This is a genomic window from Roseovarius sp. (genome assembly GCF_040219995.1).
In the GTDB taxonomy this organism is placed as follows: domain Bacteria; phylum Pseudomonadota; class Alphaproteobacteria; order Rhodobacterales; family Rhodobacteraceae; genus Roseovarius.
On the sequence record NZ_JAVJUC010000004.1, the window covers coordinates 1 to 16,852 of the forward strand.

The 16,852-nt window shown below is 56.5% G+C and carries 16 protein-coding genes and 1 pseudogene; 12 read left to right on the plus strand and 5 right to left on the minus strand.

The genetic code is table 11. The features are described from left to right. From RID11_RS00125 to RID11_RS00180, 12 genes are all read left to right on the plus strand, one after another. Positions 1-328: gamma-glutamyltransferase (locus RID11_RS00125; protein ID WP_350134651.1), on the plus strand; the 328-nt coding region annotated here is incomplete at its 5' end. Positions 329-375: 47 nt separating this feature from the next. Next, complete coding sequence (locus RID11_RS00130; protein ID WP_350134654.1) at positions 376-975, plus strand: flavin reductase family protein; 600 nt, start codon at positions 376-378, stop codon at positions 973-975. Positions 976-1,055: 80 nt separating this feature from the next. Then, positions 1,056-2,123 (plus strand): AbrB family transcriptional regulator, encoded by a 1,068-nt coding sequence (locus RID11_RS00135; RefSeq protein ID WP_350134657.1) that lies wholly within the window; start codon positions 1,056-1,058, stop codon positions 2,121-2,123. A gap of 984 nt (positions 2,124-3,107) precedes the next feature. Continuing rightward, a complete protein-coding gene (locus RID11_RS00140; RefSeq protein ID WP_350134660.1) occupies positions 3,108-4,343 on the plus strand; it encodes a transporter substrate-binding domain-containing protein in 1,236 nt (411 codons plus the stop codon). Between the two features lie 82 nt (positions 4,344-4,425). Continuing rightward, complete coding sequence (gene urtB / locus RID11_RS00145) at positions 4,426-5,295, plus strand: urea ABC transporter permease subunit UrtB (protein ID WP_350134663.1); 870 nt, start codon at positions 4,426-4,428, stop codon at positions 5,293-5,295. A gap of 10 nt (positions 5,296-5,305) precedes the next feature. Beyond that, entirely contained in the window at positions 5,306-6,418 is a 1,113-nt protein-coding gene (urtC, locus tag RID11_RS00150; RefSeq protein WP_350134666.1) for an urea ABC transporter permease subunit UrtC, read from the plus strand. 2 nt (positions 6,419-6,420) lie between these two features. Further along, positions 6,421-7,149 carry an urea ABC transporter ATP-binding protein UrtD gene (urtD, locus tag RID11_RS00155; RefSeq protein ID WP_350134669.1) on the plus strand — a complete coding sequence of 243 codons (729 nt, stop codon included), beginning with the start codon at positions 6,421-6,423 and terminating at the stop codon, positions 7,147-7,149. Positions 7,150-7,151: 2 nt separating this feature from the next. Further along, complete coding sequence (gene urtE, locus RID11_RS00160) at positions 7,152-7,853, plus strand: urea ABC transporter ATP-binding subunit UrtE (RefSeq protein ID WP_350134672.1); 702 nt, start codon at positions 7,152-7,154, stop codon at positions 7,851-7,853. A 45-nt stretch (positions 7,854-7,898) separates the two neighbouring features. Then, positions 7,899-8,942 (plus strand): aliphatic amidase, encoded by a 1,044-nt coding sequence (locus RID11_RS00165; protein ID WP_350134675.1) that lies wholly within the window; start codon positions 7,899-7,901, stop codon positions 8,940-8,942. 134 nt (positions 8,943-9,076) lie between these two features. After that, positions 9,077-10,138, plus strand: coding sequence for an AAA family ATPase (locus RID11_RS00170; protein ID WP_350134678.1), 1,062 nt, complete (start codon positions 9,077-9,079; stop codon positions 10,136-10,138). Positions 10,139-10,154: 16 nt separating this feature from the next. Further along, positions 10,155-11,324, plus strand: a complete 1,170-nt coding sequence (locus RID11_RS00175; protein WP_350134681.1) for a transporter substrate-binding domain-containing protein — start codon at positions 10,155-10,157, stop codon at positions 11,322-11,324. After that, positions 11,317-11,916 carry an ANTAR domain-containing response regulator gene (locus tag RID11_RS00180; protein ID WP_350134684.1) on the plus strand — a complete coding sequence of 200 codons (600 nt, stop codon included), beginning with the start codon at positions 11,317-11,319 and terminating at the stop codon, positions 11,914-11,916. The genes RID11_RS00175 and RID11_RS00180 overlap by 8 nt, the downstream gene beginning before the upstream one ends. A 256-nt stretch (positions 11,917-12,172) precedes the next feature. Here the strand turns inward: RID11_RS00180 and RID11_RS00185 are convergent, their stop codons facing one another. The 5 genes and pseudogenes from RID11_RS00185 to RID11_RS00205 form a co-directional block, all read right to left on the minus strand. Next, positions 12,173-12,574 (minus strand): XRE family transcriptional regulator, encoded by a 402-nt coding sequence (locus RID11_RS00185; protein WP_350134687.1) that lies wholly within the window; start codon positions 12,572-12,574, stop codon positions 12,173-12,175. A 499-nt stretch (positions 12,575-13,073) separates the two neighbouring features. Beyond that, a complete protein-coding gene (locus RID11_RS00190; RefSeq protein ID WP_350134690.1) occupies positions 13,074-13,400 on the minus strand; it encodes a recombinase family protein in 327 nt (108 codons plus the stop codon). A gap of 83 nt (positions 13,401-13,483) precedes the next feature. Then, positions 13,484-13,726: pseudogene (locus RID11_RS00195) on the minus strand (protein NO VEIN domain-containing protein); the annotation flags it as partial. Positions 13,727-14,056: 330 nt separating this feature from the next. Continuing rightward, the gene (locus tag RID11_RS00200) at positions 14,057-15,601 is read right to left on the minus strand and encodes a hypothetical protein (RefSeq protein ID WP_350134693.1); all 1,545 of its coding nucleotides are present in this window, start codon (positions 15,599-15,601) and stop codon (positions 14,057-14,059) included. A gap of 85 nt (positions 15,602-15,686) precedes the next feature. Then, a complete protein-coding gene (locus RID11_RS00205) occupies positions 15,687-16,841 on the minus strand; it encodes a serine hydrolase domain-containing protein (protein WP_350134696.1) in 1,155 nt (384 codons plus the stop codon). Positions 16,842-16,852 lie beyond the last annotated feature (11 nt).

Sequence of the window (16,852 nt, forward strand, 5' to 3'; positions counted from 1 at the left end):
AGGCACGCAAATCGTTATGGGGGTACTTCAGACTATCTTGAACACCGTAGATTTCGGCATGTCAGTTGCCGAGGCGGTCATCGCCCCGCGCTTTTCCTCCACCAGCAATGCCATTGATGTCTCGAACCGTATTCCGCGCGCGGTGACCAGATCACTCGAGGCGGAGGGTCGTCCGGTGATCCGCAATCCTTACAGCCATACGATTGGCTGGGTGCATGCGATTGGCCTGACCTCTGGCAAAATCGACGGAATGGCCGATCCGGGACGAGATGGCGTGGCCTACCGGGTCAGATCATCCGACATAAAGCCCTGTTCGAGTTGGAGCTGACACTGTTCCGGTCGCAATCTTGAAACTACGCGTGCAAAGGGCACTAGATGAACTACGGCGACACCAGACCTGATTGTCTCGATTTCAACCCTTTCAAAGCGATCGTGACACCCCGTCCGATTGGGTGGATTGGAACTCTGGATGATCAAGGCACCCCCAATCTTGCGCCTTATTCGTTTTTCAACGGGTTGGGTGCCTATCCCGATCAGGTTTTCTTTGCGAGCGATGGGGCCAAGCATAGCTATGTGAATGCCCGTGACAGGGGAGAGTTCACCTTTTCGCTGGCCACCGAAGAGCTTGCGCAGGCCATGAACAAATCCGCTGCGACCCTGCCCTACGGCGTCAGCGAGTTTGACGTTGCGGGGTTGGACAAGGGCCAGCCGGTAAACATCCGCACCCCGTTCGTTGCGGCAAGCCCTGCCGCCTTTGAATGTGTCACGATCCATACCATGCAGCTTGAAGACCGCACCGGGAAACTGATTGATCGCTATATGGTCATCGGAGAGGTCGTAAGAACCCACATTCGCGATGAGTTCGTCAAGGATGGGCGCTTCGACACGGTTGGAGCAAGGCCCATAGCACGGATGGGATATCGCGACTACACGACTGTGCAGAACGCATGGGAATTGTTGCGGCCAGATGACTGAGCGCGTTTCCGGTCTCGACAGGCCAATCTCAGGCCCGAGAACGCATGATATACGCGCGGTCCATTCGAACGATCATCAAAATGAAACGTGACACTTCACTCACCCGCCTCGTTCATCTGCTGCTCATCTATTCTGGGGCTCTCGCGTTTGGACTTGTTGCCCACTGGATGCAGTTTCCCCTGCCATGGATGATCGGGGCCCTGGTGTTCTCCTCGACCGTCCGAATGGCAGAACTGCCTCTTCGGGTGCCCGGGCAAACACGGCAGATCGGGCAGGTTCTTGTCGCAACATCGGTTGGGCTTTCCTTCACGCCCGAGGCAGTTGGTGCCATGGTCTCGCTTTTAATCCCAATGGTTGGCGCCGCGGTTTTAACAATTGGTCTTGGTTTCGTGGTTGCCGCATTTCTGATGCGCCTGACCCGGGTCGATGTCATCACGGCGGTTTTGGCCTCCATTCCGATGGGGCCTGTGGAAAGTGCAAATCTGGCGGTCAAGCACAACGTGCTTCCCGGGCCGGTCGTCTTCGCACAAACGCTTAGAATCTTGTTGTTGGTCGTCTTGATCCCGCCTGCAATCGTCGCGATCGACGGCACGGTCAAAGATCCGGTTGCGGCCCTCAGCCGTATGGACTGGACCGTTTCGGGCGCTTTGCTGTTGGCTGCGACAGGGGTCATCGGTGCTCTGGCCGCACGAGTGGTGCGTCTTGCCAATCCATTCTTTGTAGGCTCACTGGGCGGGGCGGCGTTCGCCGCTGCGCTGAGCCTGCCGATCACCGCGTATCCATATCCATTGTTGGTTTTGGCGCAAGTGTTCCTCGGTGTCTGGCTGGGAGCCGTTTTTGATCGTGATCTTTTGCGCCGTGCGCGCGGATTCATTCCGGGTGCTCTAGCAGCCTCTCTTTTTCTCATTGCCTTGTGTATTGCCATGGGCCTCGTGCTGACTTGGGTCACCGATCAAACATGGCAGGTCATGCTGTTGGCAACGGCTCCTGGGAGCGTGACTGAAATGGCCCTGACGGCGAAGATACTCGAGGACGGATTGGCAATTGTGACGGCATTTCACGTCGTTCGCATATTCATCATTCTGCCATTCGCCAATTCAATAATTGAGTTTACAGTATTTGTGGCAACCCGTTGGGGGGCTCGATGAGAGTGAATGTGGGTTGTGAACAGGCGGTCCAACTTTGGGGTCGGACCACATCAGGAGGGCCAAGACAGTTAATTGGGCCTAGAAAATGGGGCACGCCTGTGTCACCGCGCTCCCATACATGATCCCGGATCTTGGACAAAACTCGCCGTCTCCCTCCGATCCGACCCGTCCAACATCCTTGCAGACAAGGTACCTCTCCAGGTTGCCATGTCGCAGCGTCTCAGCACGCTCGACGAAGCACCACTGTAAAAGCTTACCGCTAGGCGCTCTGGGGCGCTCCGTGGATGCGATCCGCAGATTCTGACGATGCTGATACTGTGACTGACGCAAGCTCAGCCAGCGCGCGATTCTGCAAGCCTTTGCACGTTCTCTGGCGGAACATGCACCTTGTTTTATTGGCCCATCGAATCTGGAAGGTTTACATGAATTCCGGATTTTTGGTTTTCGGGGTCAAATCCGTCAACTTAGTGTAAACTTAGGGTAAACCTTTTATACGAATTCCGGACTATATCGGCCGGTTTCAGCGCATCGAAAGTTTCCACCTCTTTTAGTCAGGTAAACCTTGTGCAGCCTAGATTCAAACCTTCTGACGGCGTCCGGCGAAGGTTGGCAGTCCAGCCATTCCTCTACCTACGGGCACATTGATTGTCCGATAGCCATCTTATCATGGGTCTCTTCAGGCGACGTCATGCCAAGCCTCTCACCTATCCTCTCATAGCACAGCGTTGCTCTCCAAAAGCCCTGACCGATTCCACATCAGGCCCAAAACCTGAGTGAATGCTCAACCTAAGTCGCTCAATTTTATATTAAAAATAATCTTGCAAAAGACTCGCTTCTGGATAACGATTATTTCAGGCTCAAATGCGAGTCTAAAAAACAAATGAGCAAAGAGGCTCTTCAACTGCGGTTTCCGAACCGCGTTGGAGGGCCTTTTTTCGTTGCCGCATGAAACGGCTGCTCGTACCCAACAGAGGAGAAGTAAGAATGAAACGTCGTGATTTCCTGGGAGGAGTCGGTGCCGTGGGGACAGCCAGCGCGCTGTCGGCTCCGGCTTTGCTTTCGACGGTTAGCCGCGCCGCTGCGCAAGGCACCGACATCCCGGTGGGCTTGCTGTTTTCACTGACCGGTGCCGTGGCCGTGGTCGAGAGCACACTGCATGACGCAGCTTTGATGGCGATCGAAGAGATCAATGCGGCAGGCGGCGTGCATGGTCGTCAGTTGCGCCCGATCATTGAAGATCCCGCTTCTGATCCTGCGACCTATGCCGACCGAGCCCGTCGCCTGATGATCCGTGATAAGTGCGTGAGCGTATTCGGCTCCTACACGTCAGCCAGCCGCCAGGCCGTGTTACCGGTCACAGAGCAGCGCAAGAACCTCTACTGGTATCCAACGCTCTACGAGGGTCGCGAGTGCTCTCGTAACGTAATGTATGGCGGTGCTGTGCCGAACCAGCAGCAGGATGAGTTGATTCCGTGGGCCATCGAAAACTTCGGGCCTCGCTTCTACATGATCGGCAACAACTATGTTTATCCGAAAGAGGAGAACAACTACTGCAAGACCTTGCTGGAAAAACACGGCGGCGAAGTCGTGCACGAAGAGTATGTGCCCTTGGGTCATTCCGATTTCAGCTCGGTCATCAATCGCATCCGTGCCGAAGAGCCGGACGTAATCTTTGCAACAGTGGTTGGGGACTCCGACGTAGCATTCGCACGCCAGTATCATGCAGCAGAGCTTGATCCCGCCAAGATGCCTGTTGTCAGCCTTACACGCTCAGAGGTCGAAGTTAAGGCTATTGGCGGCGAAGCCGCGGCCGGGCACTTCTCATCCGCTCCCTATTTCATGGGCACCCAAACGCCGGAAAACGAGCGTTTCGTCGAATCCTACAAGTCCCGCTACGGCGGCGACCAGGTAACACACTTCGTCAGCGAAGCGGCGTACTTCCAAGTGTATCAGTTCAAAGCCGCTTTGGAGAAGCTGGATCCGGCAAATATCACTCCCGAAACAATCCGCGACGCTGCCGTTGGCCTGACCCTCACCGCACCACAGGGCGAAGTCTTGATCGACGAAAACCTGCATACGCATCTCTGGCCCAAAATCGGTCAGTGGCAGGCGAATGGTCAAGCGGAGGTACTTCTGCAGTCGCAGAGCCGTGTCGCCCCCCTGCCCTATGCAGCCTACGAGGGACAGAGCTGCACCGGCCAGGGCTTGGTCCAGGGCTGACGCTCGAAAACTCCGACTCACAAACGACAACAGCGGACGGCCCGGCTCTCTTGGGAGCCGGGCGAACAGGAGGGGCGTATCTATGGACGTCATATTGAACCAGATTTTCGCCGGACTCAGCATGGCCTCGATCCTGCTGATGATCGCCCTCGGCTTAGCTATCATTTATGGTGCCATGGGTGTCATAAACTTGGCGCACGGTGAGTTCGTGATGCTCGGTGCATACACGACGTGGGCATTACAGACTCACGCAGGTCTAAGCATTCTCGTGGCCTTGCCATTCGTATTCCTCACCGTTGGTGCAGTTGGATGGGTAATTGAGAAGGTTATCGTTCAGCGTCTTTACCACCGACCACTGGACACAATTCTGGCCACATGGGGCATCGGTATCATTCTGCAGCAGTTGGTTCGGCTATCCGTTGGGGCAGAATCGCGGTTCGTGAAAGGTCCGGAAATTCTCAGTGGCAACATTGAGATTGGCGGGCTTATCATGTCGAACTACCGAATATTCGTGATCATCTTTTCACTTGCAGTACTTGCGGCTTCGTGGGCGCTCATGACGCGCACAGAATTCGGAATGAAGCTGCGCGCAGTCATCCAGAACCGGCAGATATCCGAGTGCTACGGCATTGAGGCAAAGCACGTTTATTCGATTACCTTTGCTTATGGTGCAGGCTTGGCTGGAATAGCCGGAGCGCTGATTACCCCCCTCTTCAGTACAATACCCACGATGGGAACTGGCCTTGTGGTCGACGCTTTCCTCGTCGTGATCGTAGGCGGTTTGGGCAGTCTTCTAGGCGCCGCCACTGCATCAGTGCTGATCGGCGAAGCAACCGCTCTCTTCTCGATGTTGCTTAACGACACCTTGGGCCGAATTGCCGTCCTGGCTGGCATAATCGTGCTTATCCGGTTCCGCCCGCGCGGTCTCTTCCCTTCAAACACACGCCGCTGAGGAGAGCGATATGACGACCCGACTATTCTATGACCTTCTCGCTCTGGTGATATTCGCACTGGTGATCGTTCTTGGAGTGCCAATTCTCATGGGCTTCGATGGGTTCGAACTCAACACCTTTGCTCGTTATCTGGCTCTCGGCATCGTTTCGCTCGCACTGGCGTTGTCATGGGGGAGTGCCGGGTTGCTCAATCTGGGCCAGGCAGCCACCTTCGGGATGGGCTCTTACGCGATGGCAATGCATCTCAAGCTCAAAGCGAGCGGGGATGCCCTCCCCGATTTCATGGGTTGGAATAATGTCCCAGAACTTCCCCTGATTTGGGTTCCCTTTCACTCACTCGGCTTCACCCTGTTGGCCGGGCTACTGGCGCCGGCGTTCGTGGGCGGACTGATCGCTACTTTCATGTTCCGCGCGCGAATTGCCGGCGTTTTTGTCGCGATCATTACGTTGGCCTTTCTTGTGGCCTTCCAGTTGGTTGTGATCGAACAACAGGGTATAACTGGTGGGCAGAATGGCCTTACGGGCCTTGCGCCCCTGACCTTGCCAGGCTGGAGCGTCGACACCTACGGCGTTGGGTTCTATTACCTGGTTGCTGGCTGCCTAATGGTGGCGATCACTCTCGGGCTATATCTTTCCCACAGCAAATTCGGCCTGATACTTCGCGCGATCCGGGAAGATGCTGAGCGCACTCGCTTCTTTGGCTACAATGTAGCAAATTACCAAACTGTTATCTTTTGCATCTCAGCCGGTCTGGCCGGCTGGGCGGGCATGCTCTACACCTTGGTGCTGGAGTTCGCCTCGCCGACGTATATGAGCGTTTCTTTCAGCCTTGCCATTGTGATCTGGTGCGCCGTTGGCGGACGAAACTCCGTACTTGCTGCTGCAATCGGCGCAATCCTGGTGAACCTCCTCGAGGGACGCCTCTCCGACGTCTTTGTCGAGGGGTGGAATCTAATGCTCGGAATCATCTTCGTTCTTGTGGTGATGTTCATGCCGCGCGGGCTTCACGGCCTCGTTGAAGATGCATGGCGTTTCATCCGCAATCGCCCCCGCAAGAACGAAAAAGTTCTGAACAAGTCAAACTTGCAGCCCCAACCCGTCAAAACCGGACAGGAGAATTGAGCATGTCCCAACTCCAGGTGAATGACCTGCATGTCGATTTCGGCGGGCTGCGCGCTGTTGATGGTCTCAGTTTCAACGTAGCCGAAGGCGAGATTCTCTGTCTGCTTGGTCCTAATGGCGCAGGTAAGTCGACAACACTTGACCTTATCTGTGGCAAGACCCAGCCGACCGGAGGTTCCATCCGTTTCGAAGGCGTCGAGATCTCACAATTATTGGAATTTCGACGCGCACGCTTGGGTATTGGGCGTAAGTTCCAGGTGCCCTCAGTTTATAAGGAATTGACGGTCGCTGAGAACCTCTCGGTCGCGCGTGCGCGTCGCCCCGGCATACTGCATGCACTAACGCGTTTCGCCCTTTCAGACGGGCGAGCCGTGTCGCCGATACTCGAGCGCATTGGACTGGAGGCCAAGGCCAATGAACTGGCCGGCAACCTGTCTCACGGAGAAACACAATGGCTCGAGATCGCCATGCTCATCGCCCAGGACAGCCGCCTTATCCTGATGGATGAGCCCACTGCCGGGATGACCACTCAGGAAACCGAGCGCACAGCCGATATATTCCGGTCTCTCAGCAAGAGTCACACGCTGATCGTCGTCGAGCATGACATGTCCTTTGTCCGAACCGTCGCGGATCGCATCGTCGTCATGAACCGCGGCTCGATGTTGGCCGAGGGAACGATTGAGGAAATCGAAACCAACGAAGACGTCAAAACAGCATATCTGGGGCATTGATCATGGAAACCATGCGCGCAAAGGACCTTTATTCCTTTTATGGCAAGAGCCCAGTGATACAGGGCGTCGACTTTGACCTAGAGCCCGGCGAGTTTCTCGCAATTCTTGGGCGCAACGGGGTAGGCAAGACCACTTTACTCAAATCACTCATGGGTTTGACCGATCGATGTGATGGCGGGCTGGTGTTCGGCGAGCAGGACTTACTGAGCCTAAGCACCTCGCAGCGCGCACAACTTGGCTTGGCCTACATTCCACAGGGTCGCGAGATCATTCCCAACTTCACAGTTCATGAGAATATTCTTATGGGCACGTTTGCACGGACTGACGGGAAGCGTGAAATCCCGGGTTATCTCTTCGAAATGTTCCCAATCCTGGACGAGTTCATTGACCGAAAAGGTGGGGATCTCTCCGGCGGCCAGCAACAACAACTGGCAATTGCCCGCGCACTAGCGATGGACCCCAAGATCCTCATCCTCGATGAGCCGACCGAAGGCATCCAGCCGAATATCGTCAAGCAAATCGAGGAGGCCATCATTCGGCTGAACAAGGAGCGCGGCCTCGGCATCATTCTCGTTGAACAGAACGTGCCTTTCGCGCGGCGCGCCTCCGACCGTTTCATGGTGCTTGACAAGGGCCGTGTGGTTCTTGGCGGGCACAGCACAGATCTCACCGACTCCGTCGTGGAGAAGCACCTGACCTTCTGAAGGCCAGGAGATTAGCAACGAAGCACCTCAAGGAAAGGACACAACATGAGACATGGTGACATCTCAAGCAGCGACAACACAGTTGGTGTTGCAGTCGTCAATTACAAAATGCCCCGGATGCATACCAAAGCCGAGGTCCTCGACAATGCAAAGAACATTGCCGACATGATCGTCGGTATGAAGAAAGGGCTTCCCGGGATGGATCTCGTCATCTTCCCGGAATACAGCACTCAGGGGATCATGTATGATCCCGACGAGATGATGGAGACCGCAGCGACTATCCCTGGTGAAGAAACCGAAATCTTCGCAGCCGCGTGCCGCAAGGCGAATACTTGGGGTGTTTTCTCAATCACTGGCGAACGGCACGAAGAGCATCCCAAGAAGACCCCTTACAACACTCTCATCCTTATGAATAACAAGGGTGAGATCGTGCAGAAGTACCGCAAGGTTCTGCCTTGGAACCCGATCGAAGGCTGGTATCCAGGCGATCAAACCTATGTCTGTGAGGGCCCCAAAGGTCTCAAGGTCAGCCTGATCATCTGTGACGATGGCAACTACCCCGAAATCTGGCGCGATTGCGCAATGAAAGGGGCCGAACTCATCGTGCGCTGCCAAGGCTACATGTATCCGGCCAAAGAGCAGCAGGTAATCATGGCAAAAGCGATGGCATGGGCAAACAATAGCTACGTTGCTGTCGCGAATGCCGCCGGTTTTGACGGTGTCTACTCATATTTCGGACACTCTGCCATTATCGGCTTCGACGGTCGCACCCTCGGAGAATGCGGCGAAGAGGATATGGGTATTCAATACGCACAGCTTTCGATCCCTGAGATCCGCGATGCACGTGCCAATGATCAATCCCAGAACCACCTCTTCAAGCTGCTGCACCGGGGCTATACCGGCATCCATGCATCTGGCGATGGTGACAAAGGCGTGGCCGAATGCCCGTTCGAGTTTTATCGCAACTGGGTGAACGACGCCGAAAAGACACGCGAGCATGTCGAGTCCTTTACTCGCTCGACAGTTGGGGTGGCCTGCTGCCCCGTCGGCGGCTTGCCGACCGGCGCAAAAGAGAAAGAAGCGGATTGATCCCGCTGTAAATTATCCATCGGAACGGCGCTGATTGCGCCGTTCCAAGTTTTCTCGAGGGTCATGGATTAGAGATGCCTTTTCTGACTGATAGACTGCATGACACAGCGCGCCAGGAAAAGCTGGCCTCAGCCTTGGCTGACGAAAATGCGCGCATGACTGTGGCGAATACGACAAAGCAGCCGGAGACAGGTTTGCAGTCTCGTTTTACGTTCGACCTCCGGATGGTCGAAGATGAATTACGTGCGGCTATTATCGGGCAGGATGAAAGTATCAACGAATTGCTCGACATCCTCAAAGTCGTTCGGGCTGATATCGGCGACCCACGCAAGCCTCTGGCTACGGTTTTGTTCTGCGGTCCAACGGGGGTCGGCAAAACTGAAACGGTGCGAACGCTTGCACGTGCGCTCTATGGTGATGCAGACGCTTTCTGCCGCATTGACATGAATACACTCTCCCAAGAGCACTATGCGGCCGCTCTTACGGGTGCGCCTCCCGGATATGTCGGTTCCAAAGAAGGCACGACGATCCTTGACCAAGAGAAGATCGAAGGCACGCGCAACCTTCCGGGGCTTGTGCTTTTTGACGAGTTGGAAAAGGCCAGCAACGAGGTTGTGCTGGCGCTCATGAATGTGTTTGACAATGGCTTGCTGACTGTTGCTTCAGGAGAAAAAACCTACTCTTTCCGCAATGCGTTGGTCTTCATGTCCTCCAACCTTGGCGCGCGCGAATTGATGGATCTTGATGAGCAACGTAGCCGCCTATGGCATCGGTTCGTCTCACCCCGCAAAAGCCGTCGGGCCCATGCCCACGACATTGTCATGAAATGCCTTCTTGAGCGATTTCCGCCCGAGTTGGTCAATCGGATCGACCATGTCGATACGTTTAATTGGATATCCCGCGATAAGGTCCCTGCACTCGTAGACGTCGAGTTGTCGCGTCTCAATCGGCGCCTTCGCAAACACGACCTTTCACTGGACATCACCGCAACCCTGAGGGATTTTCTTTCATCTGAAGGATATGATAAGCAGTTTGGCGCGCGGGGTTTAAGACGGGCGATGCGGCGGCATCTCGAGTTTCCCTTGGCCGGCTTTCTACTGAACGGGCCATCCCCAACATCTGCTGGACCGGACCAGCATGTGATCCAAATTCATGCGGACCGAAAAGATGGAACGGTTCAGTTTCAATACTCCTGAATAAAGGTGCCTGTTCGTGACAAGAAACGAAAGCTGGAAGATCGGACTGCTCTTTTCGACATCAGGTGTGACCTCGATAATCGAGCAGTCGCAACTGAATGGCGCGTTATTGGCCATTGATCAGATCAACGCAAAGGGTGGAATTCGCGGACTTCCGCTGGAGGCGGTCAGCTACGATCCTGGCTCCATCGTTCCTCGTTACGGTGAATTGGCAGAGCGCTTGATCGTGGAAGATAAAGTAAGTGTCATCTTTGGCTGCTACATGTCATCTTCACGCAAAGAAGTTTTGCCCGTGGTTGAGCGGCGCAATGCACTTTTCTTCTATCCGACCCTTTATGAGGGCTTTGAATATTCTCCGAACGTCATCTACGGAGGTGCCTGCCCTAACCAGAATAGCGTGCCGCTCGCCAACTATTTGATGAGCGCGTTTGGCCAGCGAATATTCTTCGTTGGCTCCAACTACATCTATCCTCATGAATCCAATCGCGTAATGCGGAACGTCCTTCGGCAAGGGGGAGGTGAAGTGGTTGGCGAACGCTACTTTGACCTCCATACCTGCGCCGAGGGCTTTACAGACGTTATAAAGGAAATCATGGACGTACGGCCTGACGCTATCTTTTCTACAATCGTTGGCCAATCATGCATCGAGTTTTATCGCGCCTATCACGCGGCCGGGGGTGACGGTCGAGTCTGTCCGATTGCCAGCCTTACGACAAACGAAGGAGAGATTAACGCAATCGGAGCAGAGGCTTCAGTAGGACACATAACTGCAGCCCCCTATTTCCGATCAATCAACTCTCCAGCCAATCGGCGGTTTCTTAAGGCCTATGAACAGAAATTTGGTTCGACTATTGATGTCACAAGCTGCTGCGAAGCTGCATATAGTCAGGTGCATCTCTTTGCGGCAGTCTTGGAGGAGACTGGAGAAATGGACACGGATTGTTTGCGCGAGGCCTTGCTCGGCGAAGCGTTCGACGCGCCACAGGGGCAGATCAAGATCGACCCTGACAACAATCACACATATCTTCAATCGCGTATCGCTATGGTAAACGAAGACGGTGAGTTTGTGATTGATTTGAAGGTCCGCAGGGCAATCAAACCAGACCCGTATCTAGTCTACCCAGCGATCCATGACTGGAGCTTCCGCACCCAGAAAGTTTCCGCAGGTGGCGGTCACCATGCATGATCTGATCCGTGACTTGCGAGATCAGAATGTTCTCCTCGTCCATCCACGCGACAGGAGTGCCGACGAACTTCTACAGCAGGTCAATCGGATCGGGTGCAGCTTTGATCACATGTGGCCAGTACCACGTGCCTTGCCAGACAAGTTCGACATGGTCTTCGTCGATGTTACTGACCAGTCCGCAAGCGAGCTGAAGAACTTTCTCGACAAAAAAGAAAAGCCAGTAACCATCATTACGATCATCGGATACGAGAACCCTTCAGTATTGGATATCATTCTGGAAATCGGCGCACATGCCGTGCTGACAAAGCCTGTGAGAGCAGCTGGCGTGCTAAGCAGTATGTTGATGGCGCGACGATTTCAGTCGGAGCAAGAAAGATTCTCCAAGGACCTCAACAAACTACGGGAAAAGCTGGAGAATGTGCAAAAGGTAAATGATGCAAAATTCATCCTGATGCGCCATCGCGGAATTACAGAGCGCGAAGCTTACGATCTGATCCGCAAACAGGCTATGGCCAAGCGGACGACAACAACAGAAATTGCACAATCGATTATTAATGCTGAAAGCATCCTGAGCAATATGGGTGATAATTGAAGCGCTCTACAAGAAGCGACTGAATACTCGCAGGGGCAATCTGTGTCGCGGGATCCGGCGAGGTGCCGCACTTCGGCCATTCCTCGCCGGGAATATCAAGGTTTGTCTTCCTACGCCCGCCTTGGCTCGCAGATGCGGCGCAGGAGTTGTACACGCCGCAACGTCGGTGCCGGGTCAAGGTCCAAGCTGATCATCCGGAATAACACAAGCCAGGCGCGCTCGTTCTCGGTGAGATCTTTCATTTTCAGCATCCCATTCACCTCCTGAAGATCGCGTTGATCGCTGCCTGCGACCGGCTGGTGAGCCGAGGGTCGCTGTTGTCGGAGGCCTCCCGGATCGCCTCGATCCAGCCCCGCTCGTTCGCGGTTATCGGCTCGCCGAAGATCTCGGTCACGGCCGCCGCTGCCGTCTGCCCGATCGCCTGCTCGAGGGCGAGGCGCATCAGGAAGGCCGGGTCACACTCCAAGGCACGGGCCAGGGCCGGGACACGGTCGAGCGCCGCCTTGGAGGAGCCCTGCTTTACCATCGTGATCATATTCTGATTTCTGTAACCAGCCTGCATGGCAATTTCGGCCTGCGTCTTCCTTGGCTTCAATTCCAGAACGCGGCGTTCCACGTACTGCGCAAGCTGGGTGTCCTGATGCGGTTTCTTAGTCATCTCTGTCTCTCTCATATCAAACGCAGCACGCGCTGCATGTCTTCGATATAGCGATCGAGAGTATGGGAAAGCGTGGCAGGAAGACATGAAATGCAGTTGGGAAAAAGCACATAACCTATTGAATTATATAGGAGCGTTTTTGGTGTGTTTTGAGAAATTCTACAATGATATCAATGCAAAGAAGCGGAATCATAATCCGCGTGTCGGGGGTTCAAGTCCCTCCTCCGCTACCAGACCTTTCCAGTGAAGTTAGTACATAAAAACAAGGTGGTTATCCGATTTCTTCGGGTGATTGCGTCTTAGCGTACTGGGGTTCTATTTTACCTCAAATCGGCTAGAATTCTGGCTTTTAGCACATAACGAAGTGGAAAATGCGGGTGCCGGGATGGGGCCGCCTACGGTCCCGAGGCGAAGCGTTCGATCGTTCCGCCTTCCTCTTTCCGGCCTCCTCGAAGACACCAGGCGCGAGGATCGCCAATTCTGGCACCTCGGCGATCACCTATTCCTCCGGCGGGTTCGGCCGAGAAACACGTCGCCCGCTGTCAGGGTCCTTGATCATGCGAACTCGGTTCCAGACCTGACGACCTGCATACAACGAGTTTTGCAGGATACCGTTGGCACGCTTGGCATTACCGTTGTTTGTCGAGGCATTCCAACGCGAGCCACGCGGTGGCGCGATGCCGTCAACGTTCAGGCCGTGTGCAATGTCTCGGGGCGAATTGCCGGCCAGATATTCACAGAAGATGCGCCGAACGACATCCGCTTCACCCTCGACTATCCTTCGCACACCAACCTCGCCCGGCACTGCTTCGTACCCATAGGCCAATCCACCGGGACTGCGTCCTTTTCTGGCGCGCCCTGTCATCCCGCGTCTGATCTTGAGGACATTGTCCTTGCGGTAGAACTGGTCTGGAAATTGAATGCCGGTTTGTAGCCCGTGATCCAGACCTCGCCGAGCCCCTTGAGGACGGCACTGATATTCTGGTGCTTGAACTCAACCGAGCCTTCAGACCGGTTGTTGAGGCGTGGCAAGAGCTGCCGCCGATGCTCCGCCTTGTTGTAGGGATGGCCTGCCACATCGTCGGCCAGAATCGCGAAGTAATCCGCGACGATCAGATCGTTCTCTTCATCTGTCCACGCTTGGCTCGACATCGTGCCAGGTTAGGGGAAGGTCTGGCTATTGTCACCAAGGGCGGGTTTGGACCGTTCATGTCCGCATTAGGACGGCGGTGTGTAAGTAACTATGGCTGGACAGTGGGCCTCAAACAGCTACATTTTGTTCATGGGGTAGGTCAGGTGGCCGAAATGTTCGAAAGTGGTGCTCCGTATTTTGTGATGGAGAACCCCGTGATCTCAAGGTCCGGATCGCCCGCCCTCAATTTTCTTGGTAAATCGCCCGCTGGTGCAAGTAGAGCCGGACTGCTCCGTTGGGGCAGGCTGGAGGGCTGCGCGGACGTTCCGTCGCCAACCTCTGGCTGCTCGTCAACAGGTCGGCAGGTTCGGTCGGGGCAACAGGCATGAGGCTGACCCCGGGCTGACGGCACAGACTTCTTCGAAATAGCGCCCCACGTTATCGCAGTAAGCGTCGATATTCCCGCCCTGCTCCGCGATGGCGTCGAAGGCGTTGAGGATGTCGCGCAGTGTCGCCGCCGTGGCGTTCAAGTAGAGTTCGTCGGGGCGCAAAAGGCGTGCGCCCGCGGCGGCGCTGGTGGGAAACCGGAGTTCGCCGTTCACGGCTTCGACCACTAAAGAAAGGTTGTCGCTCGGCTCGACAGCGGGGCTGCCCTCGGTGAAGGGCGGGGAGAACCGCCACTCGACGGATTGCCCGGTGCAAACTCCCAAGGGGCCGGAGAAGCGGATGCCCCCCAGATGCGCCGTTTCGTCCGTGTCGTCGAGGTCTGGCACAGACACGAGGTTTCCCTCGGTGATCTCCGGCTCACCGGGCCGCTGCCAGACGATGCTGTCGGCTAGGCGGATGTCCATCGCGCAGGGCGCGTCCGGGAGCAGGTATTCTCCGTCCTGCTGCGGCAGCCAGTCGGGGATCCAGCGGCGCGGCAATGTCATGAAAAAGGGAATGTCGTCGGCGCCTTGGAATTCAATCCGCATGTCCGACTCGTTCGCGAAGCCGGAGGAGGCGGGGTTGGGCGGCAACGGCATCGGATCCTCCACCGGATCCGGGGGCGGCTCCACACCGGTCTCGGTCACCCGCAACTCGAAGTCGATGGCCCGGAACCCGGCCTCGCGCTGCGCGCCGGAAAAGAACAGCTGCTCGGCCGACGTGCGGAACCGCGACACCTGTCCGGCACCGGGTCCCTGCCTCCACAGCGCGACATAGACATCCCGTCCTTGCGCATTGACCACCCGTTCGAGGTCGAACAGTTCCCAGCCGTCACGGCGCATCCTGTCGCGCAGCTCCACGAGATTCGGCCGCGGCCGGAACCCGGTAAAGACCGCCGGGGGCGCGTCGCTGCGGTAGAGGCCGACAAAGCGGAGCTCGCCGCCGACCCTGACCGGCTCCACGTCCACCAGCTGAAGGTCGCGTGTCCTGTTGAGTTCCTTGCGTTCGAGGAACCGGGCGATGGGCAGCGGTGCGACGATCTCCTGGCGGCCCCGGCCCGGTAGAAAGACCCCGACCCAGCGCAGCCGCGGCCCATGCCGGAAAACCTCTAAATCGGCCAGCATCAGGTCGCCGCTTCGCTCCGCGGCCATGGTGTCGCGAAAGTCCGGCAGTCCTTCGACGACCCGCATGCGATTGCCACCTGTTCCCTCGGTGAAAAGGCCCGCGAAGCCGCGCGCACCATTGAGCCGCGCGGTCTCCACGTCGACGAGGCGCAGGCCCTCGCCGATCTGTTCGAGGGCGGTGTCGGTAAAGTCTTGGAGGCTGAGAAGACCGGTATGAAGACTGGTGGAGGTGCCCTCATGCCAGACGGACTGCATTTCAACCTCGTCGGCAGTGGCAGGAGCGGCGCCGACGAGCCCGGACAGGGCGGCCGTCAGCGCGAGAGTGCTTGCAAAGGACTTGAGCATAACAACCTCTTGCTTTGATTATGAATTGCTGGGCGTAAATGGGTTGGATCAGGGCGGCCGCGCATTCGGGCCGCCCCGAAGCGCCTTAGTCGTAGGCGGCGTGGTAGGCGTCGATCAGGACGTCTTCGGGGTCGGGGGCATGGGGGCTGTTCGTCAGCAGAACGGCATCGATCCCGTCCGGGAACCCCATCATGCCGCCATGAAAATCGCGGCCGCCCCTGCGTCCGAAATCGCCGCCATGGCCGTAGTACTTGCCGCGCGCGCCATTCTGCCAGAGCCGAAAGCCGAAATAACTGCGATGCCAGTTGAGCATCTGTTGACGAGTCTGGCCCGACAGCACGGTATCGTTGCGGAAATGCGCAAGGAACTTGGCGTAGTGGATCGCATTGCCGAACCAGCCGTAGGCACCTATGGAGGTCGCGGTGAAATCGCTCCAGGTGCTGCCGCCCGTTGACGGATCGAGCGCGTAGTAGAGACAGGGTGCCTCGTCATCGACCTCGCGTGTCATGTTATTGATGTTCATCGGCGAAAGCACCGTATCGCGGGCGAAGTCGGCGTAAGGCTGCCCGGTCACCGCTTCGATCACGAGCGCGAGGAACCAGTAGTTCCAGTTCTCGTATTTCTGCGTGGTTCCGGTCGTTCCGGTCAGCGCGTTGGACAACGTGCCGGGGAATTGCGACAGTCGGCCCGGCCCATCGTAACACGAGGTGTGGGTCAGCAGATGCTCGATTGTCACGGCGTCCAGAGAGCTGTGTCCACCGGGAAAGGTGCCGGCGATATGGGGATAGGCGGGCTCCCCGAGGTTAAGCACCCCGTCCTCCACCAGTTTCATGACGGCGACCGCACAGATCGGCTTGGCGAGCGAGGCGCTGACCATCCGCGTGCGCTCGTCCATCTCGCGGGGGTTTGTCTCTGCGGGCGTGCGCGCATCGCCGACCCCACCGGCATCGATGAGCCGGCCATTCTGAACCAGCGCCCAGGAATAGCCGACCGCCCCCGAGGCCTCCATCCGCAGCAATAGCCGCTGCATGAAGGCAAAACGGTCAAAGACGGGACCGGGGAACACGATCACATTGTCGATCAGCGGAACGTCGTTGATCCGCCGCATCGCACGGGGATTGGCGCGCCGGAAATCGCGCTCTGCCCGGGTTTCGGCCGTGTCGGTTCTTGTGTCGGCCTCATCCGGGATACCGTCCAGCGTCATGCTGGCGGACCGGGTGTCAGGTGCGAAATCGTCCATGATGAGAGTCT